Here is a 25,991-nt window from a genome sequence, read left to right on the forward strand (position 1 = left end):
TCAAATCTGCGTAGATTAAATTATTCTAAGAAGAGATTTCCCGGATTTCTCCCGAATTGAAGATTTGTTGGACTTATCGGCAATTGAGCCGGACATATTGGCTGAGATAACAGTGTTCCATTAAATGTAAAAGTAGTGCCGTTAGAATTGAGAGCAGTACCACTTATCGCCAGAGCTGCAACAAAGTCTCCTTGTACTACACCCTTAAGTGCGATACTTACTAATGGTGAAGGTGGTTGTGTGACTGCTTGCCAACTTATCTGATCGTTACTAACGTTATAAGTAGCGTTTTGTCCCAGAAACTCTAGGGTACCGTTGGGATCAAATTGAAAACAAGCAGTAAAATTATATCCCCGACTCGAATAAACATTCATATTGTAACTTTTGCCCTGCACTCCAGCTTGTACTGGCGCCGCAAACAACATTATCTGTCCAAGTAAAAAAGTTAAAACTAAACCACATTTAGATTGGATGATTTGCACTGACATAATTGTTTATCTCCTTTACCTAATCAAGTAATTCCTTTCCTTTACCCGTTGGTGATAGGTTAAGGTCATTAACCATTTGTCAATAAGTGATGCTGCTTAAAATTTAGTCAAAATCGAGGTCATAAACACAAATTTTCAGCCTGCGATCGCTAAGTTGGGCTACGCCGAAGCATGATCTGGAAAATTATCGTTCATTCTTGTCTTAAAGCTTAATTAGATAGATCCTTGATCGCGCGGATAATTTACAGCGTCATCACTACTGACAAAACGAATTATACCCCACTTCTGCACTTCATTTTGTAATATACGAAGATTTCCAATATCTGGCAAATGGTGGTTAGATATCAATCACAAACCAGCATAAATTATCAGTATTAATACTTAATGATTGGCTTTTATTAGGAATATTCTTGAATATCGATGTATTATATCTTGAAGTGCGGAATATGGGTTATAGCTTAAGCTGTCACGAATGCTCTCCTTTTAACAGAGAAGAGAGGTCAGAGTGTATTGCATACAAAGGAGCGTAGACGCAGAGCGGCTTGTCGTAAGACATCACTATAGTTAACGCTCTTGGCCGGGCATTGGTAGCAGACAAGATTAAGAACTATTCCCCTTAATTAAGATTCTGGAACGATCGCCACACCATCTCTGAGATTGAGCAACCCTGAGATAATAACTTTATCTTCTGGCTGTAATCCTTCAATCACTTGATAATTATTACCTTTAATCTCGCCTAACTTGACTCGCTTTTGCCGAGCTACTTGTTGGGATACACCTTGGGGAGAATTTTCGGTTTCAACTACATAAACAAAAGTGTCCCCAGCTACACGAGTCATTGCTGTTGTGGGGATTAAAACTCCGGGGCGCTGATTCCAGAACAATCTAGCCCTGACCAATTGATCTGCACGTAGCTGACCATTAGGATTGTTAAACAGTGCTTTGATCAGTATCCCTGGTGTTTCATTACTGGCATTAGGTGCAATAAAAAAGACCCTACTTCTACCAAGCTTCTGACCTTGTGTATTCATAACCTCCACCGGCATTCCCTTACGCAATTGGGTTCCTTGCTCTAGTGGTACAGAGATATTGACTTCTAAAGGTCGATTTTGGGTGATGTTAACTAATTGTGTGGAAGTATTAACTAAATCACCGACTTTCACCGCAATGTCGCCAACTGTGCCACTAAAGGGAGCGGTAATTTTGTCATACTCGATCTGTTGTTTTTGAGTATTTACATTACCTTGCTGCAAGGCTTTTTCAGCTTGCAATATGATCGCTCGTTGTGCTTGAATTCTAGAATTAATTGCATCAAGACTAGTCTTCGTAGTGGCGAGCCGATCAGCATACTGATTGCGAGTCTGTCGAGACACGGCTCCTTCCTCAGCTAGGGTGACATACTTTTGGTAGTTCTGCTGGTATAATTGCACATTCACAACGTAGGATGCTCGTTCTGCTTCCAGAGATTTGAGTGTAGCGCGGGCATTTTCCAGTTGCACTAAAAATGCTTGAGGTACAGGATTGCTAAGAGCGATCGCAGCTTGTGGCGTAGGATCTACTTGGATAATTGTCGCTCCGGCTGCGACTGGATCTCCCGATTTGACAAATATTTGGGTAACTTGACCTTGAATCCTCGGCTGGAGCCTGACTGAGCGCTGGGACTTTAGGCTAGCAATAAAATCTGAACTTTCCTCAATTATGCCGCTTTGTACTGTCGATATTTTGACTCTTACCCCTAGAGGTTGAGCCTTAGCAGTTGAAGGCGCTGAATTTTGCGGAGTCAGCAAACGCCAAACTAGAGCTGCTCCGCCGCCTAAAAATAGTAGTGCAGCTAAAAACAGCCAAAGCCACCGTCGTTTTCCAGAAGGTGGCTCAAATGAGCTTTGTGGAGGTTTATCTCCAAAATCAGTTTGAGGCTCAGGGGGTGTCATGGCTGATGAGGAACTTAACGAACAAATTAACTATAATTCTATTCAAAATGCTGTGTCAGCACCATATTGACACAGCATTGGTTAGTTAAATTAAACAGCCTAAAGAAAAATAGATGCTTATGCCTTAACTGCGGCTTGTTGTTTACGCTTGCGAACAGAGGTAAGGCCGAAAGCACCTAAGCCTAAGATGCCGATCAGAGAAGCGGGTTCGGGAACAGAAATGCGTTTGGGAATAGAAGCAGTCTTCTTATTTAGGGTGATAGAGTAATCGCCAGAAGACAAACCAGGAATAGTACCATAATTAATATCAAATAGGTCAAAGTTGGGGAAGGATGATATTCCCAAGAAGTACTCACCAGTATCCAAAAATTGATTGATAGTGGATTGCGCCGTACCCTTAGAATCGTCCTTCAGAGCAATTACCGTACCTGAGGAATCAAACAGTTCTAGTAGGGTATCGAAGGATGCACCATCGACTGTTGTAGCTTTGAATCGCCCACTATCCCAATAGAAAGAAAACAGGTCAGCATCCTTTTTAGAAGAGATAGTTCCTTTGATGACATTAATGCCACGAGGAAGATTTTGGGCAGTTTTTAAAGTCTTACCTGCATCACCCACTTCAGTATAAGTCGCAGCTTGTGCGGTTCCTCCTGCTCCCAGTGCAATAACTGCTGCTCCCACTGTAGTCAGTGATAAATTTGTCAAAACATTTACAGTAGCCATTCGGTTATTTACCCTAGAAACGAATCTTTTTGTCTGCCTTCAACGTTTCGATACTAATATGTGTCTCTAAATGATTGAAAATTTTTTTACCTACTTCACAGAAAATTCACTGAGGAATAAAGCTACTAGTGTGGGGAAGCAAAGGTAATAACACCTACTTTAAAAGGCTTTTAACCCCATCTACCAAAGGTTTGAAGCCGTGTTTATACTTAAGGGAATGATGAAGCCCTATTCTCAACAACTGCTTCAGAATGAATTCCCACAGTCATCGTAAAAGTGTTGTGAAGAAGGCAGAGGGCAGTATTCCTCCTGCCTCTCTTGTTAAAAAGGATTTCAGCCCTTTGTGAAGGAATTGGACTATTTTGGCTATGAACTTTCGTTCATAGCTAGTTAAAAGACCAATGAGCGAATTATTCTTGTTCTTCTGCGACTCGTTTGAGGCGGTGCAGTTGAGCTTGCATATCTTCTTTTGTCCAAGATACAGCAAAGGTGTTGAAACCCCAACTCACTAAAGGGTTAGGGATATCGTACTCAAAACGGTTGATTAGACACGTTCCCCTTTCTGTTGGCTGACATTCCCAGCGATCGCGCCCTTGAAAAAATCCCTGAAATTCCCAGACTATCAAACCCGGTTTTCGTTCCACAACTACGCTATTCAACGTGGGTTTTAGTAAAGGAATTTGAATGATAAAACGACTTTGACTGCCGACATCAGTACTCCAAGCTTCGCCCACAGGTTCGCAACGGAGAACGGGGTTGAGCCAACGGTGCATGAGGTTTAAATCGCTAATACAGCGCTCCACCACCGTAGCTGTAGCATTAATTTGAATCGATTGTGACAAAACTTGGGACATTCCACATCTTTGATGCTGTTGCTGCAATTAGAGTAACGCAAAATTCCGCACTGACAGTAGATTAAAGCAAATATAAGTAACAAACTCAAAAATTATTCTTGATATCAATCCCATAGATGTGTGTTTTTACTGCTAAATTGATAGGCGAAACACTGACTCAGTGTTTGCGGTGAATACTTAAACTTAATTCCCGAAAACCATGAACACAACTTGGCAAGGAATAACCCAGGTGATAGGAGTTGCTTTGTCCACGAGTGGGCAGCTATTTTTGGCACAATCGCCTAACCTGCAACTGACACAACCAGCAGTGAATCAAGGAATCGCTGATGTCCAAGGTATTGTTCAACAGTTGATTCTATTTACACCCAGGCTGCTGGCGGCAGTAGCAATTTTGTTAGTAGGTTGGCTAATTGCGTTGGGCGCAGCAGCACTGACGCGAGGAATCCTGAATCGCACAAACATAGATAACCGCATTGCCGCCGGGATAACGGGTCGTCAAGATGTTCCCCAAGTGGAGAAATTAATCTCCAGCTTAGTCTTTTGGAGCATTATCCTGTTGACGGCGGTAGCTGTTTTACAGACATTGGATCTGGAGGTAGCCTCTCGACCGCTGAATAATTTTCTCAATCAACTTATTGGCTTTTTGCCAAAGTTGGTTGGTGCGGGAATCCTTTTAGTAACTGCCTGGTTTTTGGCGACCATTGTGAAGATTATCACTGTGCGCTCATTACAGGCATTTAACTTGGATGAGCGTTTGAATCCAGAACCAGCAGACAGGGCACCCAGCCTGAATCAGTTGTCTTTGAGTGAGACGATTGGTAATGCTCTGTATTGGTTTATATTTTTACTGTTTCTCGCCCCAGTTTTGGATGCTCTCGAACTCAGGCAGGCTCTACAACCAGTACAAGCTCTAATTACAGAAGTTCTGCTAATTCTGCCGAAGATTTTAGCAGCGATATTAATTTCTGTAGTTGGCTGGTTTATTGCTAATGTGGTGCGGCGGATTGTGACGAACTTGCTGGTGGCAACAGGCATTGACCGTTTAGGTAGTCGGTTGGGATTATCTTCAGCTGCGGGGGTGCAACCTCTATCAAGTATTATCGGCACAATTGTCTATGTTTTGATTTTGATTCCTGTGGCGATCGCAGCGCTGAATGCCTTGCGAATTGATGCGATCTCTATCCCGGCGATCGCCATGCTGCAACAGGTTCTCAACGCCCTACCTGCCATCTTTACAGCCGTGGCAATTTGGATTGTTGCCTATTTTGTGGGGCGGTTTGTCGCAGATTTGGTTACAAGTATCCTCACCAATTTAGGCTTTAATAACATTTTCTCTATTTTGGGTCTGACAACACCCACCAGACAAATCGTAATTTCTAGAGAATCAACAGCCCCCCAGACTCCAAGCCGCACTCCATCGGAAATTGTCGGCATTGTTGCCTTAGTAGGTATCATGCTATTTGCAACGGTGGCGGCGGTGAATATCCTGAATATTCCAGCCCTGACAGCATTAGTGTCTGGTATTGTGGTCATATTCGGGCGGATTTTGGCGGGATTGGTGATCTTTGCCATTGGCTTATTCCTGGCAAATCTAGCTTTTAACATCATTACCAGTTCCGGCGAACGCCAAGCCCAGATTTTGGGTCAAATAGCGCGGATTGCGATCATTGCTTTAGTCTCTGCAATGGCACTGCAACAGATTGGAGTTGCCAGTGATATTGTAAATTTAGCTTTTGGACTTTTACTAGGTGCGATCGCAGTTGCTATTGCCCTAGCCTTTGGTCTTGGAGGGCGCGAGATTGCACGAGAGCAAGTTCAAGAATGGCTAGACTCTTTCAAAGGTAGAAACTAGAAGTTGATCAAGGTGCAATTTCGTCTGTAAATTTCCGAAAGTGCAGCCGTAAGCATCAATAGTGGAAAAAATCTATCGGCAATTTTGCTTAAGAGGTTGAAAGTTAGAGTTGAGAATCTCGGAGTTTGAGTGTAGAACTTGATATATCGAGTTCAGAAGCTTAAGTTCCGAGTTCAGAGGTCGAAGTTCCGAGTTCAGAAGTTGAAGTTCCGAGTTCAGAGGTCGAAGTTCCGAGTTCAGAAGTCGAAGTTCCGAGTTCAGAAGTCGAAGTTCCGAGTTCAGAGGTTGAAGTTCCGAGTTCAGAGGTTGAAGTTCCGAGTTCAGAGTCGCGCAATCGAGTATCTACAATATTTTTGTACCTTAAAAAAATTAAATTTTCAATAATTCTACAAGCGATCGCTTAGATCACCAACTGATCTTACAGGGTATTTTTAGTGCTGTTAACTGCGATCGCGCATTAAGGGATTTCCAAGAAATAAATTATCCAATCTTGTGGGGTGGGCATCTTGCCCGCCTTTGGTTGCTGGGCGGGCAAGATGCCCACCCCACAATAAATAATTGGATATTTTTTTATTTGTCAGTCCCTAATGAAAGTTCTATCTCATACCAGAGTACGATCACGGAAAGAAGCAACCTGCACAAACTTTTAACTTTGGTAATAATTCTTTTAATCCAAAATTACTGGTCAAACTAGTCAGATAGCTCAGTTTTTGAAAGTAACATACACAAACGATATAAATTAATTACTATCTCTTTAACAATTTTGCCAGTAAATTCCTTATTAATGCTGAGGTGGTTATCAGTTTTAAAAAGAGAAACTGGAGCAAATACTCCACAGCAGAAATAAAAGGTTACTAAAACATGGATTTTATCAACCAAGCACAGAAGTTGGCAGATACGGTTAGAGATAAAGCTCAAGAAGTAGCCAACAATGTAGTAAACAGTATGGATGAAGTAGTTGATGGAATAAAGAACGCTACTATCGAGATGACAACCTCAAGTATCCATGCAGTTAATGATTTACAAAGTTTGTCAACCATAGCAGCACAGTCAGGTTTTCAAACTATTCAAAATGTTAGTAAAACATTTGAAGAAACTGCTGTTGGAGTTGCTACATCTAGTATGGTTATGGCTGATACTTTGCAAAATTTACCAAAGACAGCTGCCGAATTAGCCCTAGAGATGCCAAAGATTGCAAATAGGCTGAGATATCGTGCTGGCCTTCGGGTGGGAAACTTACCTCGCTCTGATGCGGATGTCATGAAGCTTTTTGAGAAAATTCCTGGCACATCAAAGCTTGAAGCCAAAGAAAATACAATTCGTCAATTTCTTCGGGATAAACACGGTAGCCACATCAATCCACGTTCCCAAGGTGGATCGAATGCTGCTAATAATATCCTTTGGGAAGTAGGTGTTGACAATCTCCGTCGAGGTGCCAAAGTAATGACCGTTGGCGAACAGTTCTATATTCGGGTTTATAATGCGGTAGATTCTATTGTCAGCAATTCTGCAACAATCGCTAAACTTGGCATTACTGCAACGGGAACAGCTATTCTCACTCAGGTTATAGTAACAGCGATTTCCTACTCTTTGGATCTTTATCGGGGCGATATTACTGTTGAAGAGTATAGAAATCTCATTTTTGAAGCAGCAAAGGCAGCAGGTATTGCTACACCAATTGTTTTTTTGGTCTTAGTGGCTGTGTTAGCTTTATTTCCAGAATTTGCAGTCATTTTGTCAGCGCCAGTAGTTGTTGCAGGCTTCAATTCTTTATTTGGTATTGGTATTGCTATACCGATCATTCAATCGCTAGTTCGTCATGTCCAAGCTGGAGGTTTTGGGATAGAAACAGCTGATGCTTACAAGAGTGCGTTTGATGGTTCTGCGCTCTGAAATAGTATTTTAATAAATGGGAGCGATCGCACTTAAGTAAGTGGGTCAAATTAAATATAAAACCTCACCCTGCCTCCGGTTTCCCTCTCCTTACCAAGGAGAGGGATTGAGGGTGAGGTTTTATCTTATATGCTTCACTTTTTGAATTTTACCTTGTAGAGCAATTCATCTTTAATCCGGTTGAGAATTGAAGCCTCATCCAGGTTTGCTAAAATCCGATTAATCACTGCTTTCGGCCCATCAGGCCCCCAAGTCGCGCCATTGGCTAAATAAACTTTGGTAACTTGTCCAATACCGTAAGAAGAAACACCAGCTACTCCCGCTTGCGTGATTGCTACCGATATATAAGGGCCAAGCGCAATGCCACCCGTAGCTGTTGCAGAGATTCCAAGTAAAGTTTTTAATCCACTCAAGCCCAAATTTGCTAACAATTCACTAGCACCAATGCCGCCCATACTCAGGGCGATTTTTTGTAGCAATTGTACAGCCCCGGCTTCGGTCATTGAGAAGCCATAGAGTTTAGATAAACCCAAAATTAGAGCAATATCAATCACCACACTACTCAGAATATCTACCACAGTTAGGGGATTGAGTGCGATCGCTAATGCCTTAGTCATCACAGCCTTCCAAATCAACTGATTGGCATTCAGTTCCCGAATCATCAGTTTTCGCTCTATCAATTGCTCATTTACAATGTCGGCATAAAGCATGGTATTGAGAGCAACCAAAGCTTTACCCTCACGGTGTAGAATCTCCAAGATTTTCAGCTTCAGTTCCTCGACTTTCGGATTCCCTGTACGCAACTGTATGCCCCTACTACCATCAGGGCGACGAATCGCCGTCTTTACTAATGGCGATGCCGCAGCCATGACAATTTCTAGAGGTGTAAGTAATTCACGCACCCTTTCATCCCGTATTTTGTGATAAATTGCCATCCTATCTGCTTCTGGATACTGATCTACTTTGTTAAACACCAGAATGATCGGTTTACCTGCTTCTCGCAATTGAGAAAGAGCCATGTATTCTAGCTTTGTCATGTCGCCAGAGATCACAAACAGAATCAAATCCGCAAGTTTTGCAATCTGTTCAGCTAATGCGGCACGGGTTGCACCATCTACTTCGTCTAACCCAGGAGTATCAATTAATTCAACTTGAGATTGACCTACACCAGGGAGAGTGACTCGCAAAGCTCGTTCAGTTTCCCCAATCGCTTCCTCACTAATACTCCAACTAACTGTTTGTGCAGCACGGGTGACACCGTGCAGCGGCCCAGTTTCAAATACTGTTTGCCCAACCAAAGCATTGAGTAGCGAAGACTTCCCACGTCCCACCATGCCAAAAGCCGCAATCTGCACCACCATCCGGTCTAACTTCCCCAGCATGGTTTCCAAATCAGCAATTTCCGCCTCTAACCCGGTTTTTTCTTGGGGGGTGAGATCAAGATTGGCTACCAAGTTTCGCAGCGCCGTTTGTGCTTGTTTATAATTCAGTTCTGTTTGAATGTCTTCAAAACTGAAAATAGCATTATCCAGTTCTTCCTCCCATCTGAGAGAATTTGCATCAGTGTTGGTGGAATCGCTTTGTTCAGGTTCAGGCACGGGCAATGTCGAAGTCATATCAATTTTAGATTTTAGATTTTAGATTTTAGATTTTAGATTTTAGATTTTAAATTTTAAATACACCCCATCTACTATCCTAGTTATTTTTAGCAAGGGTTTGGCAAGATGAGACAGAGGCAGCAGAGGTAGCAGGGGAAGAATAATTTTTACCCCATTCCCAATGACTAATGACCAATGACCAATGACTAATGACTAATGACTAACAAAAAGTCATAAACTGAAAAATGCATCTAAATAACGCGTTAGGATCTTGACTAAATTACCTGTGCGGAAAATCGTTATTGCCGGCAACTGGAAAATGTACAAAACTCAGGCAGAGACCCAGGAGTTTTTACAAGGATTTCTGCCTCACTTAGAGGAAACCCCGCAAGGGCGAGAAGTGATATTGTGCCCTCCGTTCACTGATTTAAGCCTTTTGTCCAAGAGTTTGCACGGTAGCCTCATCCAACTGGGGGCACAAAATGTCCACTGGGAAGAATTTGGAGCCTATACGGGTGAGATTTCTGCCCCAATGCTGACAGAAAGTGGTGTGCGCTTTGTGATTGTCGGTCATAGTGAACGACGGCAATACTTTGGTGAAACGGATGGCACCGTTAATCTGCGCCTCCGAACTGCTCAAAGGTTTGGTTTGACGCCAATTCTCTGTGTTGGCGAAACTAAACAACAACGAGATGCCGGAGAAACTGAGTCAGTGATTATTCTCCAACTCGATAAAGGCTTGCTAGATATTGATCAAAATAATTTGGTAATTGCTTATGAACCAATTTGGGCGATAGGCACCGGTGACACTTGTGAAACAGTGGAAGCTAATCGGATAATTGGCTTAATTCGTAGCCAGTTGAGTAATCCGAATGTATCAATTCAATATGGCGGCTCAGTTAAGCCAAATAATATTGATGAAATCATGGCTCAACCAGAAATTGATGGTGTTTTAGTGGGAGGAGCAAGTTTAGAAGCTGAAAGTTTCGCTCGGATTGTGAATTTTAACTAAGTCTGATGTGCCTTCTTCTCGTTCCCATGCTCTGCATGGGAATGCCTAATGTAGATATATGCCAAGCAACTTGATAATTCGAGGACGCTGTTTCGATTGGGGACAGCAGACTTATTTGATGGGGATTTTGAATGTGACGCCTGATAGCTTTAGTGATGGAGGTGAGTTTAACACTACCTCTGCCGCTTTAGTACAGGCGCAAGCACTGGTAGCTGCTGGTGCTGACATGATCGATGTCGGCGGTCAATCAACTCGACCAGGGGCAAAGCAAATAACTCTAACAGAGGAACTTGACCGAGTAGTATCAGTGTTACAAGTAATCAGACCAGAAATTTCAGTCCCGATTTCGGTAGATACTACCCGTGGTGCTGTAGCTAAGGCATCTGTAGAAGCTGGAGCGGATATTATTAATGATATTTCTGGCGGCACTTTTGACTCAGAAATGTTGCCAACAGTGGCAGAGTTAGATGTGCCGATTATTCTAATGCACATCCGGGGAAAACCACAGACAATGCAACAACAGACTGATTATCAAAATTTGCTGGGAGAGATTTATAGTTTTTTGGCTGGGCAAATTGGGGTAGCAACAACTGTGGGCATTGACCCGGATAAAATTATTATTGATCCTGGTATTGGCTTTGCTAAGAATTATGAGCAAAATTTAGAAATTTTTCGCGGCTTGCGATCGCTCACAACATTAAACTGCCCTATCTTGGTAGGAGCATCTCGTAAAAGTTTCATTGGTCGGATTTTAAATCAACCAGATCCCAAAGCACGAGTTTGGGGAACGACAGCAGCTTGTTGTGCTGCTATTTTTAATGGTGCTGATATCCTCCGAGTTCACGATGTTCAAGAAATGCGCGATGTTTCGCTAGTAGCCGATGCAATATTCAGACAAACAGCACAGTCTTATTGTTGAGCATTGCCGTTTTCGGATTTTTTGCCGTGACCTTCTGTAATTGCTGACTCAGCAATCAACTCCTGAAACATTTCAGTTGAGTTAGCTGGGTCTACAAAGACAATTTTGGCATTACTGCTCTCACCGAGTTTTTGGCTAGCATCTACGTAATCTTGAGCCACGAGATACCGCAGAATCTCCCTAGTGTCAGGATTGGAACGTAAGGCTTGAGAAATAATTTGCACTGAAGCCATAGTTCCTTCTGCTTTTTTAATCGCGGCTTCCTTCTGCCCTTCTGCTTCGGTAATCAGCGCCCGTTTTTTGATTACAGAGGCTTGCTCTTCTTCCCTGGACTTCCGTACACTTTCAGGTAGGGTAATTTTCTGAATATCTAACCGGACAATATCAACTCCCCAATCTATCGTTATACTATTCAACTCGAATAAGAGGGCTGAGTGCATCTCCAGTCTAGAGACATTGGTCTGCTCCAGGGTGTTCTGGGCAATGATTTCCCGGAGCGTTGTTGTAGTCACCTCTGTCAGTGCCTTTTGCAGATCGTCAATAGCATAAAAGCTTTTCTCAATATCTTTGAGTCGCCAGTATACAATAGCGTCCACTTCCACAGAAATATTATCTTGGGTGATCACATCCTGAGGCTTGATGTCTAAAATTTGCTCTCGTGTAGTATCTTCCATCACAATCTGATCGACTAAGGGAACAATAAAGTTCAGCCCAGGCTTAAGTTTGCGATGAAACCGCCCCAAGCGTTCAACTAGGGCTTCATTACCTTGATTAATCAGTTTTGCAGAACCTAAGGCATAACCTATAAGCACTAAAACTATAAAAATGATTGGCTCCATGTATACTCCTATTCAGCTTTGGGGAGGATTTAGTGTCAAGAATATGCTACTAGCTTGTCATATCTTTGAGTTTAATGTTTTGAGTCTGTAATTTTATGAACACTAGGCAGCGATGTCTGATATCGAGTCGCTGCGTGTCTTGTACATATTCTGTAAGTAGGACTGTTTTGCAGAATGCGATCGCTATTAAAGCACCTTGATAAAACACCTGGCAAAGTATGCCACACCCTCAATTATGGTGTAGATAAGTTGCTTTTCCTATGCACAGACTGCGTTAAGGGCTTTATCTTCGTTGGATGGAGCAAGCTGAAATCGCTGCCCATCAACCAAAATAAGCGCCTTCAAACATTGCTTAGCTTCCTTTCTTATCGCTGATAGCCCAGTATTCATCTAACCCTAATAGGACTTACGCACAAGAGATCCCCTAACCCCCTTAAAAAGTTGGCTCTTTGAGTTTCCCCCCAATTTATCGGGGGGTTAGGGGGGATCAAGGTTTCAAGTTTTTAGTGCGTAAGTCCTACCTAAGACTCAGAATTATTAATTGTACGACTATTACAAAGATTCATCGCCTTTTCTACTCCCTGCTTGAGGCTTAGTTCAATACACTCAACCACAAACTGAAGTACAAGAGGCATCTGCTGATTTTCGGCTGCGGAAAATCGCCCCAGCACATGGGAGATCGCATCGGAATCATCATTATTAGCTGCACCTTTGGGTTTACCAATACCGATTCGCAAACGGGGAAAGTTTTGGGTACCAAGATGTGCGATCGCGCTTTTCATGCCGTTATGTCCCCCAGCCGAACCAGATAAGCGCAGACGAGTTTTTCCCAAGGGCAAATCCATATCATCATAAATCACCAGCACTGATTCAGGCGGCAATTTATACCAACTTGTCACCGCTTGTATTGCCTGTCCTGAGCGATTCATATAAGTTAACGGCTTTAGCAAGCGAATCTTACCTCCACCTGAGGCCATACCCTCGCCATACTCACCTTGAAACTTGCGGTTTTCCGCTAAGGGAATGCGCCAAGAACGGGAGAGAGTTTCTACAGCAGCAAAGCCGATATTATGGCGTGTTTGGTCGTACTTAGCTTCTGGATTCCCCAATCCGACAATTAGCTGGGGAATTACCAAAGCTGGTTGCGTAACTGGTTCTGTCATTTTGCCTACAGTCACATTGATATGCAGCACTCTCCTAGCTAGGTTGGGAAGAACTAGCGGTATCCTGCTCAGATTTAGCAGGGTGGATTTGCTTAGGTTCCAACTCAGCAGTAGTTTTTACAACTTCTTCTAACTGTTCTGCTTCTTTTTGAAACTCGTTTTGAAAGTCCTTGGAAGCTTCTTGGAAACTACGAATTGTTTTACCCACACTCCGACCAATTTCTGGCAGCTTCTTTGGGCCAAAGATTAACAACGCCACTACCATAATTACAGCCATTTCCGGCAGACCGATACCAAATATATTCATTTTTTTGTCTCCTATAAACTATAAAACCACTAGAGAAACTTACATATTATGTAGTCTACTCAATAGTTAGTGTGCATTGAGCTTTGACAAAAAAACCCGGAATAACCGGGTGTAACTTAACTTGTGATCCAAACTTGATAGCTGTGTATCCGTTAGCGTCCTAAACTCCGCCAATCGACAAATACATCCTGAATCAACAGTGATTTATTGTAAAGTTGCAGAATAATTAGCAGAAACACGAAAAATAGCAAAATAAAAACAGCCATTACAGGGGTAGTACCCCATCCTGGAGCCACCTTTCCATACTCAGAGTTCAGGGGTTTCAGGATATCTCCCAACCAAGTCCTTTGTGCCATAGTTCACCCAAGATTACTAACCAAAGCTTTTTTTAATCTTCTGTAATATTCTATAAGAATAGCACTCATAATCTATCTCTCAATTATGGAACCCGCAATAGTTCTTAGCATTTCTGTGGCTGTCGTGGTGGTTGCCATCACCGGACTGTCGATTTATACCTCCTTTGGTCCTCCTAGCAAGCAATTGAACGATCCGTTTGATGACCATGAAGATTAAAGGAGTCATTTGTCATTGGTCATTTGTCATTGGTCAGTGGTCATTTGCCAGTGGTCTGTGGAAAACCACAACTGGCCACTGACACAGCAATAGTGGCTCAGTCCAACCTGGGATTAGTCGCTGGTATCACCTTGAAGCTGGCGATTTTCCAAGGCTGTATCGTCAAGATTTGTTGCTGAGATGAGAATTCAGTGGTAGAGTAACGCTCTAACAAATCTACTGTATCTCCTAGACTCAACCCTAAATCACTTTGCAAAGATAACTCGGCTGTTTCTCCGTGACATTCATAACACCGCAGAATTAACTGCTGTGGGTCATCCTCAGATGGTTTTAAGGCCATCAAGATTAAATTTTCAGCTGATAAATCTAGAAATCTCACCCCTTCAATAGTGCTGTTAGCGGATAGCTGTGGTTTAGCCTGTGCTGTTAGCGGATAGCTAGGGTTTAGCCGGTTGTGATTGCTGAGTGGATTTAATATCACTTGCAATGGTATATTCAATTCATAGCCACGCCGTACTGTATGGGCTGATTCCCAGCTACCAGCATGAGGATACAAGGTATATTTGAACTCATGAAAACCTCGGTCAGCCTCGGAGTCTGGCCAATTAGGACTGCGTAGCAGTGTCAGGCGGAGTTGATTTGGTTTGCTGTCGTAACCGTATTTACAATCATTCAGTAAGCTGACACCATAACAATTTTGGACTTCGACTTCCCTCAGTCGAACGCTTTTAGATTTTGGATTTTGGATTGTGTCTTCTGTTGTCAAATCAGCCCACCGTAAAGCCGGAACTTCCCATTTTGCTTGTTCTGCGGGGGTTTGGGCTTTAGTTGGGCGGCGAATCGCGCCACAGGGAATTTCATAGGTAGCAAAGTCTGCTTCGATATTCAGAGGAAAAGCAGCTTTCACCAATACATGATTTTCTTGCCAATTGACGGTAGTAGCTATGTTCAGCAGAGGTGAACCAGCTTGCAGAATATAGTCTTGGCAAAATTCCGATTCACCCAACTGACGCACCACGCGCACACGACTTTGCACTGGCCCTTGTTCTAACCACTGAATAGATTGAAGATTTGTTGCGGGTAAGGGATGTTGAGCGTAATTGGGGTCTATATTCCAAGCATCCCAATATTGACCACTGTCTTTAAAAGCTTGTAGTTGATTGCCCGCGCCACTCAAAACTTCTCGTTGATAAGTTTTATCAAAAAAACTTGATAAATCTCCAGTATCAGGATCTATAACAACTCGCAGGAATTCGTTTTCTAGAATCCAGTCTGGGAGGGATAAGGGGGATGTAGCTTTAGCTGAGGGCAGGGTGGGGGAAAGCCAAAATATGCGGTAGCCTACGGGTGGAATTTCGGTGGCGAGAAATAGTAGCGTTGATGGTTCAGACAATTGGGAGACAAGCTGCTTTCCAGAAGTATCGTAAATCTGCCATTCTTGGGTAGCTGTTGCTGACGTGGGTAAAGCTACAGAGACTACCTCAGAACGCTGCCAATTGAGAGAATTAAAAACAAAAATAGGCAAACTATCGGGTTTTGGTGGTTCTGATATGGTAATGTGAGATGCGATCGCTAAAAGTGATGACTGTAATATCTTTGTTCCCACTTGTTCCACTTGCTGCCATTGGGGCAAAGCATCTGTGTAAACTTGGGTAATTGAAGTACCAGGTAAAATATCGTGAAACTGTTGAAATAATACCTGCTTCCAAGCTGCTTCGATTTCTGCTTTGGGATATGTCACACCACAGCTTAGAGTTGCCAAGGTAGCAAATAGTTCAGCTTCATACAATAAATTTTCACAACGACGATTCCAACGTTTTTGGTCTGCGTGGGTAGTGTAGCAACCGCGATGGAATTCTAAGTACAGTTCGTCATTCCAAGTCGGGAATGAGGGAGAAGCAGGAGAGGATGGGGGAGAATCATAACTATTGACAGACGCGATGAATCGCGTCTCTACGATTTGCTGTAAATACTTTTCAGCCGTGGTAAACTCTAAGTCTGGGAAGAAAGGGGACTTTTGCCAGCGTTGGGCAGTTTCTAACATATCACGAGTGGGTCCGCCGCCGTGGTCGCCGACACCAGGAAGCCAGAGGGATTCTGATAAACCAGTTTGGGTTTGCCATTCGAGAGCGTAAGATGCCATTTTAACTGGGTCTATAGCTTCACCGATGTGTGCAGACATCAAACTAAAGACTTCGCTCCCGTCAGGCGATCGCCACCAAAAAGCCCCATAATCAAATTTAGTAGTATCATTCCACCGTAACTTCTGCGTGACAAAATATTCAATTCCAGCATTAGCGAAAAACTGCGGCAAAGTCGCACAGAAACCAAAAGAATCTGGAACCCATACCACAGTTGAAAGCTTACCAAATTTTTCTTGGATGTAGCGCTGACCATATAATAGTTGACGAACTATTGATTCACCAGCAATCAAGTTGAGTTCTGGTTCCACCCACATTCCGCCGACAACTTCCCAGCGTCCAGTAGCTACCTGTGCTTGAATCGCCTGAAACAAATCAGGGCGATGTTCTTCAATCCAAGCATAAAGTGCGGGAGTCGAATGGCAGAAAATTAACTCAGGAAAATCTTCTTGCAACTTCAGAACCGACTCAAAAGTCTTTTGCGCCGCATTCCAAGTTTCACTCACAGGCCATAGCCATGCTAAATCTAAATGAGCATGACCCAACAGGAAAATTTTAGATTTTAGACTTCGGCTACGCTCAGTCGAACGATTTTGGATTTTGGATTGAATTAGGTTTTGGCGTAGGGACAAAAACGACTTTACTAATCCCTTCTCTTCCTCTGTGTCCTCTGCGCCTCTGCGGTTCGTAACCTCCCTCACCATCGCCGCCAAAACATCTAGCTTCTCCGGTGTAAACTTTTCCAAATAAAGTTGCACCACAGCTAACTCATCAGCCACAAAACCCGGATCGGGATTATTATCAATAGTAGACTCATAAACTAGGAGCGATCGCACTAAAGCACCATCACAATGTCCCGGACTGACTAACCGCAAAGCCACAATCAACTCTTCCCCTGGCGTCACCCCTTGACTGAGAAGCACTCTAGGCGAACAATCAAATAAATCACCCTCCAGCACTAACTCCCCATTCACATAAATCTCAGCAGAATCTGCCCACCAAACCAGCGCCAGCCGTAAAGATAACCCCGCTAAGGGATAACCCTGTAAATCTTGGGGAACCACCAATCTTTGCACTAGCCATAGCACTTTTTTCCCGCCTGTCCAAGCGATATGTTCTTTAGCATTTATCTGGACAGGTTGCCAATCAGACAAATCAGCAGCTACAACATCAGTAATCATTAGGTCAGATTCCTGGTATAGCCACGTAGACTGAAGATTAACTTGACAAAAAGAGCGCAGTTGCTCAATTACTTGTGAGATGAATTTGGTCTGCGATTGAGAGACAGTCGGGGTCATATTTTCGCTAAGATAAGGTCACTTACGATAATTAACAGTTAGTCGTTTTTATTGTTTGGCGGGAGTCTCACAACTTATACAAGACTTAAACTAAAAAATTACTACTATGTCTTCTGGTTCCTCTGGTCGTTATCAAAGCAGACTATTTAACTTTGTCCACCAGCAATCTCGGCGGGTGACACAACAGTGGGAACACACCTATCGGCATTTGCAAGTTGCTACTAAGTGGGGTGTGGAGGTACTACTTTACTACCCAGTGTATCTACTGTTTCAGTCATCTGAATCATTTGGGAAAACGCTACAGACTAAAGAACCACAAACTAGATTAAAGTTACAACCAAATGATCCCAATTTCCAGCCCGAAATGCCAAATGTTGATAGTCCCATTCAACATGTACTAGAGGCAGTGAATTATCTGTCATCTGATGAACCCGCCTCTACTCCTACCAAAATATCTGAACCTTTCAAACCCTTGGCTTACTTGGGAGTTTTTCGGCTAAAATTCGTTGATAATAACGCTAATCTTACTCAATCATCAAATATTACCGAAAATAAAGCGGAAAATCCCCTTCAACAGCATCTTCCAATAGTACGGGGAATTGCCACAAATTTGCTTAATCGGAATTTAGTACTTGTGACTGCTGATAATGAAATTCTAGATATTTTGACACCCCAACAGCAGGCAAAATTAGAAGACCGAATTATTAACGAAGTTGCTAATTACTGGCAGTCCTCTCTACGAGACGCTGCGCGTTCGCGTAGCGTTCCGTTGGCGCAGCCTCTCGCAGAGAAGGAAAGGCGGTTGATTGAAGCTAAAAAGGAAACGCAGCTATTACCACAAATTGACCATTTATTAGCAAAACTCACTGACGGAAATATAGCTAACATTCCAGTTTTAGCCGAGGGTATACCAAAAGATTTACTTAATACAGATAGATTATTAGCATTTTTAGATATAGCCGTTGCTAAGTTGGAGTCAAACGCTTTAGTACCTGTGCAAGAACGTAGCCAGGAAATTGTCCAAGTTGCCCTAACTCAGTTAAATATATTTCTTTATGGCAAAGAGCAATTAGCTGGTAAGGGAGAAATTGCAACTACTGCTGATGGTTTGGAAACTCATACAGTGAATCTTGAGGCTTTGATTGAGGCGGCGCTTAATTACTTTTTTGGTGTTGGTAATAGAAAAACACTTGAGTCAACAACCAATGATCGGAGATTGCCGGGTAAACTATTCTCATCAAGCTCTAGAAAAGCCTTATCCAAAAGCCCTCAGTTGGAGAACCAGGATTTAACAGATGATTCTTGGCTAAGATGGAGCGATTTATTTGGTGACACGGAAACAGTTGTGGAGAAGCCAGCTCCACTTTCTCAAAGGAAAAATCATGGTTTAGAATCAAGTTTATCAGTAGGGCATTTTCCCCAAAAGAATTTGAGTGTAAAACAACCTCAAGTCAAATCTGGTTTGGTGCAAAGGAAACAACCAACTAGTAATCTCGCCTCCAGTCAAAAAACATCGGCAAAAGTTGCCTCTGCAAAACAAACCCAAACCCGCATTTCCCAAACTAAAAGCGAGAGTCGTAAAGGGAAAATTTTGCAACAGCAATTTCACCAAAGGAGTCAAGTTGAGGCACGGCCAGACTGGATAGAAACTAAAGCAACTTCAACGGGCTATGAGAAGCACCCTTTAGAACAACTTCTGCAATGGCTTGATGATGTTATGCTCTGGCTAGAAGAAGTATTTGTAAATATTTTTCAGTCGTTGCGGCAGATGTGGTATAGGAAATAATACTAATTCGTAATTCGTAATTAAGAAAGTCAGATTACATCCTTATATAACCATCCTACGGTTAGAAGCGTTTAAATACGTGAGGTAACTAAATTTACTGTAATTACTCCCATACCTGAAAGCTATTTTACTACAATATATGTTGACATATTAGTAGCTTGCTGGGAAAATACGTAAAACATTAACTCTATGATTGACCATAGCGATCGCCTAGTGTCTCGTAAAGAAGGCACATTCCAAGGTGTTGGAGGACTTGACCTGTATTACCAAAGCTGGCATCCAGAGGGTAAAGTACGGGCAATATTAGCCATTGTGCATGGACTCGGAGGACACAGCGATCGCTACAGTAATGTAATTCAGCATTTGATACCCAAACAATATGCTATCTACAGCTTAGACTTGCGTGGTCATGGACGCTCACCAGGTCAGCGAGGCTATATCAATGCTTGGGGTGAGTTTCGTGAAGACTTGCGAGCCTTTTTAGAGTTAATTCAAACTCAGCAGCCAGGATGCCCAATTTTTATCTTGGGTCATAGTTTAGGCGCAGTGATTGTCTTAGATTACATTTTGCGCTATCCTCAACAAGCATCAGTATTGCAGGGTGCGATCGCTTTAGCGCCAACCTTGGGGAAAGTTGGGGTTTCACCTATTCGCGTACTTTTAGGAAAAATGCTCTCGCGGGTGTGGCCGCGTTTCAGTCTGAATACAGGCATTGACATCAGCGCTGGTTCACGAGATCAGCAGATTTTAGCCGCCTATGTCCAAGATACACTGCGACATACCCGTGCTACTGCCCGTCTAGCTACAGAATTCTTTACAACAGTTGATTGGATTAATGCTCACGCAACTGATTGGCAATTACCATTGTTGATTCTCCACGGTGGCGCAGACCGAGTGGCTTTACCAGTGGTAAGTGATATCTTTTATCAACGGGTAAATTGTAAAGATAAGCTGAGAATTGAGTATCCAGGAGCTTATCACGATATTCAGAATGACCTCAATTACCCTGAGGTGATGGCTGATTTAGAAGATTGGTTGGAGCGACACCTACCATCTGAGGTGGTGCAGTTAGGACGGGGAAGCGCTGAGTTAGAGTTTCCTAATTCTTAGCCTTCAGTGCATGAGGCTTGATTACTTTATCGTAAACTAATGCGTAAGCGTAGCCTGTTGTAGACATTGCCTCTCGATTCCTTGATGATAAAATTCTTGCATCATTATTACTTTTTTAAATTTGAGATGTAATGGAAATCACAAAATTGTCGAGTCAAGGGCAAAGTCAGTTATTTACATTATCTGAAAAATACGTTGGTGAGGATTGAGAGTTTTTTCCAACCAAAATAGGTTCTCCCTTTACTGCTCCCCGGCTAAGAGTACAAATCTTATAAAGGTTTTCACACTCAAAGATTGCCAGAACTAGCTCTTTCCCAGTTTGGTAAGAAGATGGTAAAGGTTTACCTACCTCGGATTCCAGATCAATTTCGTTGTCACGCCACTGTAACTTCCAAATACGCTTTTGGGTTATTGGTGCCTTAAGAGACTGACCAAGAGCGCTATACACCTGCTCCGCTTTAATATTATCTTTGGCTGCTGGCACAAAAAACTTCATAGGCTTTGGTTACAAGTAACGTGAGTTCCATTAGCACCAGCGTAACGTAGTTACCAAGGCAATCTGCTTCCATTCCATGAGAAAAACTGTCCACTATCGCCTTCTTGAAGCTGTTCAATCACAGCCAATAATTGAGTAACAGTACGTTCTACTGAAAATAATTGTTCCGCAGCTACATTTCGCTGGAAAGGACGCGAAAGGCAGGTATCAGTTGTACCAGGATGCAATGTCACTATTAATGCTTTAGGACAACTTCTTTTATACTCAATTGCCGCAGTTCGCATCAACATATTGAGTGCTGCTTTAGAAGCGCGATAGCCATACCATCCACCAAGTTGGTTATCGCCAATACTTCCCAATTTAGCAGAAATAGTGGCGAATACACTGCGTTCTCCATGACGAAACAGAGGCAATAGATGTTTAGCCAACAAGACAGCACCAATACTATTTGTCTGAAAGTAGCGCAGCAAATTTTCTGAATTTATCTGTCTTAAGCTTTTTTCAGGTTGCAAAGTATCTTCATGCAGCAGTCCTACACAGTTGACTACAAAATGCAGTTTATCAACTGGGGCAGATATTTTTTGAACAGCTTCAACAATTTGCAACTCGTCAATAATATCCATCTTCAAACAAATTAATCGCTCAGAATGTTCCCTTGCAAGAGTTATTAAATCGGAGGCTGATTCCGGTTGACGAGAAGTTGCATAAACTTTGGCTATTCTGTCATCTTGTAGCAATTTTTTCACAAAACCTAAACCAATACCTCGGCTGGCTCCCACAATCAATGCGTAAACAGGATTAATTTCATCGATAAAAGACATATGAATTTAGGTTACTTGTGGAGGTATTTCATATTCGTAGCGAGAGACAAAATAAGTACCAACTTGTCTGTCGCTGTGATGACGGAAACCAAAGTTTTCATATACCGATCTTAGGCGCGGACGCGAAGCCTTACAATCTAGACGTAAATAATGTCTACCAAGTGTTTGTGCATGTTTGACTGCCCAATTAAGCAGTGCTGAAGACACTTTACCACCAGAGTAACGCCGCCGAATAGCAAGGCGATGTACAAATGCTGACTCCTCCTGAGAAATGTCGGGCCAGAAAAGTAAATCTTCAAGCTCAAACTTGATTGTACCAGCAGGTGAACCTGCCCATTCAGCAATGAAAAACAAGCCGTTAGCAACATCTTCCGAGATACTTTCTGGCGAAACCTCGCTATCACGCCACAGAGGCATACTACACTTCTGAAGCCACAAAGCTGCTTCTAACAACACATCCGAAACTATCAGCGTATCTTGTATGGTTGCTTGGCGAATTGATGGGATGAGTACTAAATTGTAGTTGTCAAATTAGCTTTGATAATCAAATCATTAAAGTCCTTATCGCCACCACCAGACAAATCCTCAAAGCCAAAGGTGTTACTCGCTAACAGACGAATGTGATCCGATTGATCAGAATTAGCACCCAAAAATGGGAAATAAACCGCCGGATCATTATTAGAATTGTTATCTAAAAGCGCATCAGCTTTACCATTAACAATAATAAACGGAACAAAAATAGAACCAGGTGCGAAAGTACCACTGAAAGTAGCAGTACCTTGGTTACTTACACTCAAATCAATACCAGCAACCCGACTACGCACAGCAGCCTGAATATAACCAGCCTGTCCCGTGAGAATATCAGCCTTGCCGTCGCCATTAGTATCAATCCCACCCTGAACATCAGTCACCTGATAAAAACCGACGTAATCGTTGTAAGATGCCTCTCTGTAAACATTAAATTCAGCTTTGACTGATTGTTTGACATCTCGCAAATCAATTACTTCCCCTTGGAATTGACCTTGGAGATTTGTACCCAAAGGTAAAGCTTGCTCTGTTTGGTTAATTTTCACCACCAAACCATTAAAATCTGTGGAACTGTTACCAGAAGCATCCTTCCAACCGAGAGAGAAACTATTATCACCCAAGGCTGTAATTTGTTGGGTTGAGACACTAGAAAACAGTACTTTCCCAATCGAGTTAGGATTATTGCGTACAGAATCAAGCGTACCGTCTGGGACTAATAAAAATCTAAAATTCTCACCAGAATTCAATTCCAGCAGTCTGCTGAGATTACTGGTATCAAATCCATTCGGGGTATTAGCGATCGCAGATAAAATTACCTCTGAGCGATCTATTGCTGCTTTGGCATAACCTTCAGCCCCAGGAGCAATACCGTTAATTCTACCTTGAGCATCATCAACAGTAAATAAACCCAGTTCATTCACCAGTTTAGAATTGTGTCGGTTTATCTAAACCCCGCGACAAAAGTTTTTCTGGTTTAAAACTGGATGAGAATTTAGCCAGTAAAAATGCTGAACCCCGATGTGGATTGATGGTGATTGACTTGAAAACCGGGGAAGTTGTCCACTGGCTACGTCTAGAAGGAGAAGTCACAGAACTTTATGATGTGCAGGTGTTACCAGGAGTCCGTCGTCCCCAAGCGTTGGGATTCCATACAGAGGAGATTCAGCAGCTGATTACCCTCGATCCACGTTCTCCTCTGATCGAGGGAAATTTGCCAGAAGTCAGGGCAAGCGCTATCGCTTATAACCCACATTCCGCACCCTAAACTGTTACATATCAAAAAATCAACAAAGAAAAACTTTGGTTTTTATAGAAAGTCATTTACCAATACAAAACTTGCTAAAAATCCTGTCCAAAACTGATTCTGTAACTTCTTCTCCGGTAATTTCTCCTAGTGCTTGAATCGCACCCCGTAAATCAATTGTCCAAAAATCAAGCGGGAATTGCTCAGTAATTGTTGCTTGTACCTGTTTCAAGGAAATTTTAGCTTGAGTTAAGGCTGCTGCTTGCCTTTGGTTAATCGCTAAATCCATATCAGCCGCTTGCACTTTTTCGGCTTTAACTAGCTCTAAAATTGCTGTTTCTAAAGCATCAATCCCTTGATTTTGGGCTGCTGCTGTGACAATTTTAGATTTGGGATTTGGAATTTGAGATTGAAGAGTTTTTCTTTCGCTTTCTTCTACTAAATCGATTTTGTTAATCACTAAAATCAATGGACGGTGTTGTACTTGTTCATAAATTTCTCGATCGCCTTCTGTCCACCCTACTGAAGCATCGATGGTAAGCAAGACTAAATCAGCTGCATTTGCAGCGCGACGCGATCGCTCGACGCCGATTTTTTCCACTTGGTCTGTTGTTTCCCGAATCCCCGCAGTATCTAGCACTTGTATAGGAATTCCCCCAACAACTAACTGAGATTCCACCACATCGCGGGTTGTACCGGGTAAATCAGTAACGATCGCGCGATCGCTCTGGCTCCAAGCGTTCAATAAACTCGACTTTCCCACATTCGGACGCCCCACAATTGCCACTTTTAAACCAGTGCGTAGCAACTCACCTTTGTCTTTGGTTTCCAATAATCTCGTTATTTCTGCGGCAATTTTATCGATTTCTGATATTATGACTTTATCATCCAACGGAGGCAGGTCTTCCTCAAAATCGATTCGAGCTTCGATTTCTGCCAAGATATCCAAACAGTTGGCGCGTAACTGCCGGATCGGATGAGCTAATTTTCCCTGTAAACCAGCTAAAGCAGTTTGAGCAGCTTGGGGCGATTTAGCTCCCACTAAATCAGCAATACCTTCAGCTTGAGTTAAATCCAATCGTCCATTCAAAAAGGCGCGGAGAGTAAATTCTCCCGGTTGCGCTAGTCTTGCGCCATTTTCCAAACACAGTTGTAACACTTGCTGCACTGCCATAATTCCCCCGTGGCAATGGAATTCCACTACATCTTCACGGGTGTAAGAACGGGGTGCTTTCATGAGCAGCAACAGAGCTTCATCCACCAGTTGTTGCGTTTGGGGATGGCGAATGTAACCGTAGAGAATCCGGTGACTTTCCCAAACTTGTCGTCCTGGTGCATGAAAGAGAGTTTGGGCTAGAGCCATTGCTTGAGAACCCGACACCCGCACAATACCAACACTACCTTGTTGAGGGACAACAGCAGTAGCGATCGCAGCGATGGTTCCAGTAGTAGCAAAAACTTCTGACATGAGCGCCCTTTATAAGAGTGAGAAGTTAGGAGTAAAAATCATAACTCATAACCGATAACTTTCTAAATGGTAAGTATTTAGACTAATGAGATAGCAACTGGCAAGGTAAAATTTACTTGCAGGGTAATCTGACTTTTCAGGTTGTATGGAAAAGCCTACCAAAAACCTAACCCCCTTCCCGACGCTCTAAGGGGGAAAATTCAAAGTCTCTCTCCTAAAAGGAGAGAGATTTAGAGAGAGGTTTTCCAGATACCGTGAAAAGTCAAACAGAGTTAAAATCATAATTCACAACTTCTAACTTGTAACTGATAACTTTTAGAGAGGAATTTACTGTGGAGCAAAAAATTAACTGTGCCGAAGCCTGTGTTAACGGTTGTGTTTTAGGGGATAAATGCCCCAATATCGAGTTTAGAGAGGCCACTGCAAAATTTATTGAAGAGACTCCCTTAGACAAAATGTTGGAGTTGGCACAAGAACGTCTGCGGAAAAAAATTACGGAACCGCCAAAATGGGTTTTTCCTGAAGATCCATAGATTCGCGGCAACAGGCACAAGCAAAACAGCGTTGAGGTTAAATAGTATCTGGATCTATATTTAATTCTCGCAGTTTTGCCGCCTAGCGATCGCTGTGTTGCTTCTCCTGTTATGTAACTTCTTTGAGTCTGGAAACCATAACATATTTTGAGCTTGCTAAATTTGGCGTCATATCTGTGGCACCAAGTCTTTTAGTACTATAAGTTTAGCGTAACAGTGAAAAGTCGATTTTTAATTGTCACGTATATTTGCTGATTACTTTATCAAAATACCTAATTGCTTTCTTACAGCAGTTTTCATGTATTTGAACCACATCTGTCGTAGGGGCACAGCATTGCTCATTGGTGTCAACTTAAGAAGTTAAAGCCCAAATTTGTTGGGTGCAAGCGTCAATCTCACGATGGCGCTTACGCCT

The 25,991-nt window shown here is 42.6% G+C and carries 22 protein-coding genes and 3 pseudogenes; 9 read left to right on the forward strand and 16 right to left on the reverse strand.

Annotation, left to right across the window (positions count from 1 at the left end; all coding sequences use genetic code 11):
• Positions 1-20: 20 nt before the first annotated feature.
• The 5 genes and pseudogenes from V7K15_RS10950 to V7K15_RS10965 all read right to left on the reverse strand — a co-directional run bounded on the left by V7K15_RS10950 (position 21) and on the right by V7K15_RS10965 (position 3,996).
• Positions 21-488, reverse strand: coding sequence for a hypothetical protein (locus V7K15_RS10950; protein WP_334905521.1), 468 nt, complete (start codon positions 486-488; stop codon positions 21-23).
• 620 nt (positions 489-1,108) lie between these two features.
• Positions 1,109-2,419 carry an efflux RND transporter periplasmic adaptor subunit gene (locus tag V7K15_RS10955; RefSeq protein ID WP_334905522.1) on the reverse strand — a complete coding sequence of 437 codons (1,311 nt, stop codon included), beginning with the start codon at positions 2,417-2,419 and terminating at the stop codon, positions 1,109-1,111.
• Between the two features lie 117 nt (positions 2,420-2,536).
• Positions 2,537-2,638, reverse strand: a pseudogene (locus V7K15_RS29960) (PEP-CTERM sorting domain-containing protein); the annotation flags it as partial.
• A gap of 105 nt (positions 2,639-2,743) precedes the next feature.
• Positions 2,744-3,142: pseudogene (locus V7K15_RS10960) on the reverse strand (DVUA0089 family protein); the annotation flags it as partial.
• Positions 3,143-3,552: 410 nt separating this feature from the next.
• The gene (locus tag V7K15_RS10965; RefSeq protein ID WP_334905524.1) at positions 3,553-3,996 is read right to left on the reverse strand and encodes an SRPBCC family protein; all 444 of its coding nucleotides are present in this window, start codon (positions 3,994-3,996) and stop codon (positions 3,553-3,555) included.
• A 199-nt stretch (positions 3,997-4,195) separates the two neighbouring features.
• Here V7K15_RS10965 and V7K15_RS10970 point away from each other — a divergent pair, with 199 nt between their 5' ends.
• Positions 4,196-5,848, forward strand: a complete 1,653-nt coding sequence (locus V7K15_RS10970; protein WP_334905525.1) for a mechanosensitive ion channel — start codon at positions 4,196-4,198, stop codon at positions 5,846-5,848.
• Between the two features lie 861 nt (positions 5,849-6,709).
• A complete protein-coding gene (locus tag V7K15_RS10975) occupies positions 6,710-7,741 on the forward strand; it encodes an HNH endonuclease (RefSeq protein ID WP_334905526.1) in 1,032 nt (343 codons plus the stop codon).
• Positions 7,742-7,875: 134 nt separating this feature from the next.
• On the opposite strand, the gene V7K15_RS10980 is transcribed toward V7K15_RS10975, so the two are convergent.
• The gene (locus V7K15_RS10980; protein WP_334905527.1) at positions 7,876-9,357 is read right to left on the reverse strand and encodes a GTP-binding protein; all 1,482 of its coding nucleotides are present in this window, start codon (positions 9,355-9,357) and stop codon (positions 7,876-7,878) included.
• A gap of 268 nt (positions 9,358-9,625) precedes the next feature.
• Between V7K15_RS10980 and tpiA the strand changes: the two genes are divergently transcribed.
• The gene (gene tpiA, locus V7K15_RS10985) at positions 9,626-10,351 is read left to right on the forward strand and encodes a triose-phosphate isomerase (protein ID WP_334905547.1); all 726 of its coding nucleotides are present in this window, start codon (positions 9,626-9,628) and stop codon (positions 10,349-10,351) included.
• A gap of 58 nt (positions 10,352-10,409) precedes the next feature.
• Entirely contained in the window at positions 10,410-11,270 is an 861-nt protein-coding gene (gene folP, locus V7K15_RS10990) for a dihydropteroate synthase (RefSeq protein ID WP_334905528.1), read from the forward strand.
• Here the strand turns inward: folP and V7K15_RS10995 are convergent.
• The 4 genes from V7K15_RS10995 to psbH form a co-directional block, all read right to left on the reverse strand.
• Positions 11,261-12,109 carry an SPFH domain-containing protein gene (locus tag V7K15_RS10995; RefSeq protein WP_334905529.1) on the reverse strand — a complete coding sequence of 283 codons (849 nt, stop codon included), beginning with the start codon at positions 12,107-12,109 and terminating at the stop codon, positions 11,261-11,263. The genes folP and V7K15_RS10995 overlap by 10 nt on opposite strands.
• A gap of 521 nt (positions 12,110-12,630) precedes the next feature.
• Positions 12,631-13,272, reverse strand: a complete 642-nt coding sequence (gene pth / locus V7K15_RS11000; RefSeq protein WP_334905530.1) for an aminoacyl-tRNA hydrolase — start codon at positions 13,270-13,272, stop codon at positions 12,631-12,633.
• Positions 13,273-13,306: 34 nt separating this feature from the next.
• Complete coding sequence (locus V7K15_RS11005; RefSeq protein ID WP_334905531.1) at positions 13,307-13,579, reverse strand: TatA/E family twin arginine-targeting protein translocase; 273 nt, start codon at positions 13,577-13,579, stop codon at positions 13,307-13,309.
• Between the two features lie 152 nt (positions 13,580-13,731).
• The gene (psbH, locus tag V7K15_RS11010) at positions 13,732-13,935 is read right to left on the reverse strand and encodes a photosystem II reaction center phosphoprotein PsbH (RefSeq protein ID WP_292760391.1); all 204 of its coding nucleotides are present in this window, start codon (positions 13,933-13,935) and stop codon (positions 13,732-13,734) included.
• A gap of 85 nt (positions 13,936-14,020) precedes the next feature.
• Here psbH and psbN point away from each other — a divergent pair, with 85 nt between their 5' ends.
• Complete coding sequence (gene psbN, locus V7K15_RS11015) at positions 14,021-14,152, forward strand: photosystem II reaction center protein PsbN (protein ID WP_196525836.1); 132 nt, start codon at positions 14,021-14,023, stop codon at positions 14,150-14,152.
• 97 nt (positions 14,153-14,249) lie between these two features.
• Here the strand turns inward: psbN and V7K15_RS11020 are convergent, their stop codons facing one another.
• Complete coding sequence (locus tag V7K15_RS11020; protein WP_334905532.1) at positions 14,250-17,591, reverse strand: alpha-mannosidase; 3,342 nt, start codon at positions 17,589-17,591, stop codon at positions 14,250-14,252.
• Between the two features lie 106 nt (positions 17,592-17,697).
• Between V7K15_RS11020 and V7K15_RS11025 the strand changes: the two genes are divergently transcribed.
• Positions 17,698-19,377: a hypothetical protein gene (locus V7K15_RS11025; protein WP_334905533.1), complete on the forward strand. Its 1,680-nt coding sequence runs from the start codon at positions 17,698-17,700 to the stop codon at positions 19,375-19,377.
• A gap of 189 nt (positions 19,378-19,566) precedes the next feature.
• The gene (locus V7K15_RS11030; protein ID WP_334905534.1) at positions 19,567-20,487 is read left to right on the forward strand and encodes an alpha/beta hydrolase; all 921 of its coding nucleotides are present in this window, start codon (positions 19,567-19,569) and stop codon (positions 20,485-20,487) included.
• A gap of 166 nt (positions 20,488-20,653) precedes the next feature.
• Here the strand turns inward: V7K15_RS11030 and V7K15_RS11035 are convergent, their stop codons facing one another.
• The 4 genes and pseudogenes from V7K15_RS11035 to V7K15_RS11050 form a co-directional block, all read right to left on the reverse strand.
• Positions 20,654-20,971: a hypothetical protein gene (locus tag V7K15_RS11035; RefSeq protein WP_334905535.1), complete on the reverse strand. Its 318-nt coding sequence runs from the start codon at positions 20,969-20,971 to the stop codon at positions 20,654-20,656.
• A 62-nt stretch (positions 20,972-21,033) separates the two neighbouring features.
• On the reverse strand, positions 21,034-21,804 hold the full coding sequence (locus tag V7K15_RS11040) for an SDR family NAD(P)-dependent oxidoreductase (protein ID WP_334905536.1): 771 nt from the start codon (positions 21,802-21,804) through the stop codon (positions 21,034-21,036).
• Positions 21,805-21,810: 6 nt separating this feature from the next.
• Positions 21,811-22,260, reverse strand: coding sequence for a GNAT family N-acetyltransferase (locus V7K15_RS11045; protein ID WP_334905537.1), 450 nt, complete (start codon positions 22,258-22,260; stop codon positions 21,811-21,813).
• A gap of 56 nt (positions 22,261-22,316) precedes the next feature.
• A pseudogene (locus tag V7K15_RS11050) lies at positions 22,317-23,264 on the reverse strand (DUF4114 domain-containing protein); the annotation flags it as partial.
• Between the two features lie 47 nt (positions 23,265-23,311).
• On the opposite strand from V7K15_RS11050, the gene V7K15_RS11055 reads away from it, so the two are divergent.
• Positions 23,312-23,596 carry a DUF4915 domain-containing protein gene (locus V7K15_RS11055; protein WP_334905548.1) on the forward strand — a complete coding sequence of 95 codons (285 nt, stop codon included), beginning with the start codon at positions 23,312-23,314 and terminating at the stop codon, positions 23,594-23,596.
• Between the two features lie 52 nt (positions 23,597-23,648).
• Here the strand turns inward: V7K15_RS11055 and mnmE are convergent, their stop codons facing one another.
• On the reverse strand, positions 23,649-25,043 hold the full coding sequence (gene mnmE, locus V7K15_RS11060) for a tRNA uridine-5-carboxymethylaminomethyl(34) synthesis GTPase MnmE (protein ID WP_334905539.1): 1,395 nt from the start codon (positions 25,041-25,043) through the stop codon (positions 23,649-23,651).
• Positions 25,044-25,375: 332 nt separating this feature from the next.
• On the opposite strand from mnmE, the gene V7K15_RS11065 reads away from it, so the two are divergent.
• A complete protein-coding gene (locus tag V7K15_RS11065) occupies positions 25,376-25,576 on the forward strand; it encodes a hypothetical protein (RefSeq protein ID WP_334905540.1) in 201 nt (66 codons plus the stop codon).
• The last annotated feature ends 415 nt before the right edge of the window (positions 25,577-25,991 follow it).

This window comes from Nostoc sp. (assembly GCF_036919815.1).
In the GTDB taxonomy this organism is placed as follows: Bacteria; Cyanobacteriota; Cyanobacteriia; order Cyanobacteriales; family Nostocaceae; genus Nostoc.

Excerpts from the sequence above, each read along its gene's own strand:
- psbN (WP_196525836.1), top strand. The coding sequence starts at position 14,021 with ATGGAACCCGCAATAGTTCTTAGCATTTCTGTGGCTGTCGTGGTGGTT.
- V7K15_RS11025 (WP_334905533.1), top strand. The coding sequence starts at position 17,698 with ATGTCTTCTGGTTCCTCTGGTCGTTATCAAAGCAGACTATTTAACTTT.
- V7K15_RS10965 (WP_334905524.1), bottom strand. The coding sequence starts at position 3,996 with ATGTCCCAAGTTTTGTCACAATCGATTCAAATTAATGCTACAGCTACG.
- V7K15_RS10995 (WP_334905529.1), bottom strand. The coding sequence starts at position 12,109 with ATGGAGCCAATCATTTTTATAGTTTTAGTGCTTATAGGTTATGCCTTA.
- folP (WP_334905528.1), top strand. The coding sequence starts at position 10,410 with ATGCCAAGCAACTTGATAATTCGAGGACGCTGTTTCGATTGGGGACAG.
- psbH (WP_292760391.1), bottom strand. The coding sequence starts at position 13,935 with ATGGCACAAAGGACTTGGTTGGGAGATATCCTGAAACCCCTGAACTCT.
- V7K15_RS11005 (WP_334905531.1), bottom strand. The coding sequence starts at position 13,579 with ATGAATATATTTGGTATCGGTCTGCCGGAAATGGCTGTAATTATGGTA.
- pth (WP_334905530.1), bottom strand. The coding sequence starts at position 13,272 with ATGACAGAACCAGTTACGCAACCAGCTTTGGTAATTCCCCAGCTAATT.
- V7K15_RS10955 (WP_334905522.1), bottom strand. The coding sequence starts at position 2,419 with ATGACACCCCCTGAGCCTCAAACTGATTTTGGAGATAAACCTCCACAA.
- V7K15_RS11030 (WP_334905534.1), top strand. The coding sequence starts at position 19,567 with ATGATTGACCATAGCGATCGCCTAGTGTCTCGTAAAGAAGGCACATTC.
- V7K15_RS10950 (WP_334905521.1), bottom strand. The coding sequence starts at position 488 with ATGTCAGTGCAAATCATCCAATCTAAATGTGGTTTAGTTTTAACTTTT.
- V7K15_RS10980 (WP_334905527.1), bottom strand. The coding sequence starts at position 9,357 with ATGACTTCGACATTGCCCGTGCCTGAACCTGAACAAAGCGATTCCACC.
- V7K15_RS11040 (WP_334905536.1), bottom strand. The coding sequence starts at position 21,804 with ATGTCTTTTATCGATGAAATTAATCCTGTTTACGCATTGATTGTGGGA.
- V7K15_RS10975 (WP_334905526.1), top strand. The coding sequence starts at position 6,710 with ATGGATTTTATCAACCAAGCACAGAAGTTGGCAGATACGGTTAGAGAT.
- V7K15_RS10970 (WP_334905525.1), top strand. The coding sequence starts at position 4,196 with ATGAACACAACTTGGCAAGGAATAACCCAGGTGATAGGAGTTGCTTTG.
- mnmE (WP_334905539.1), bottom strand. The coding sequence starts at position 25,043 with ATGTCAGAAGTTTTTGCTACTACTGGAACCATCGCTGCGATCGCTACT.
- V7K15_RS11020 (WP_334905532.1), bottom strand. The coding sequence starts at position 17,591 with ATGACCCCGACTGTCTCTCAATCGCAGACCAAATTCATCTCACAAGTA.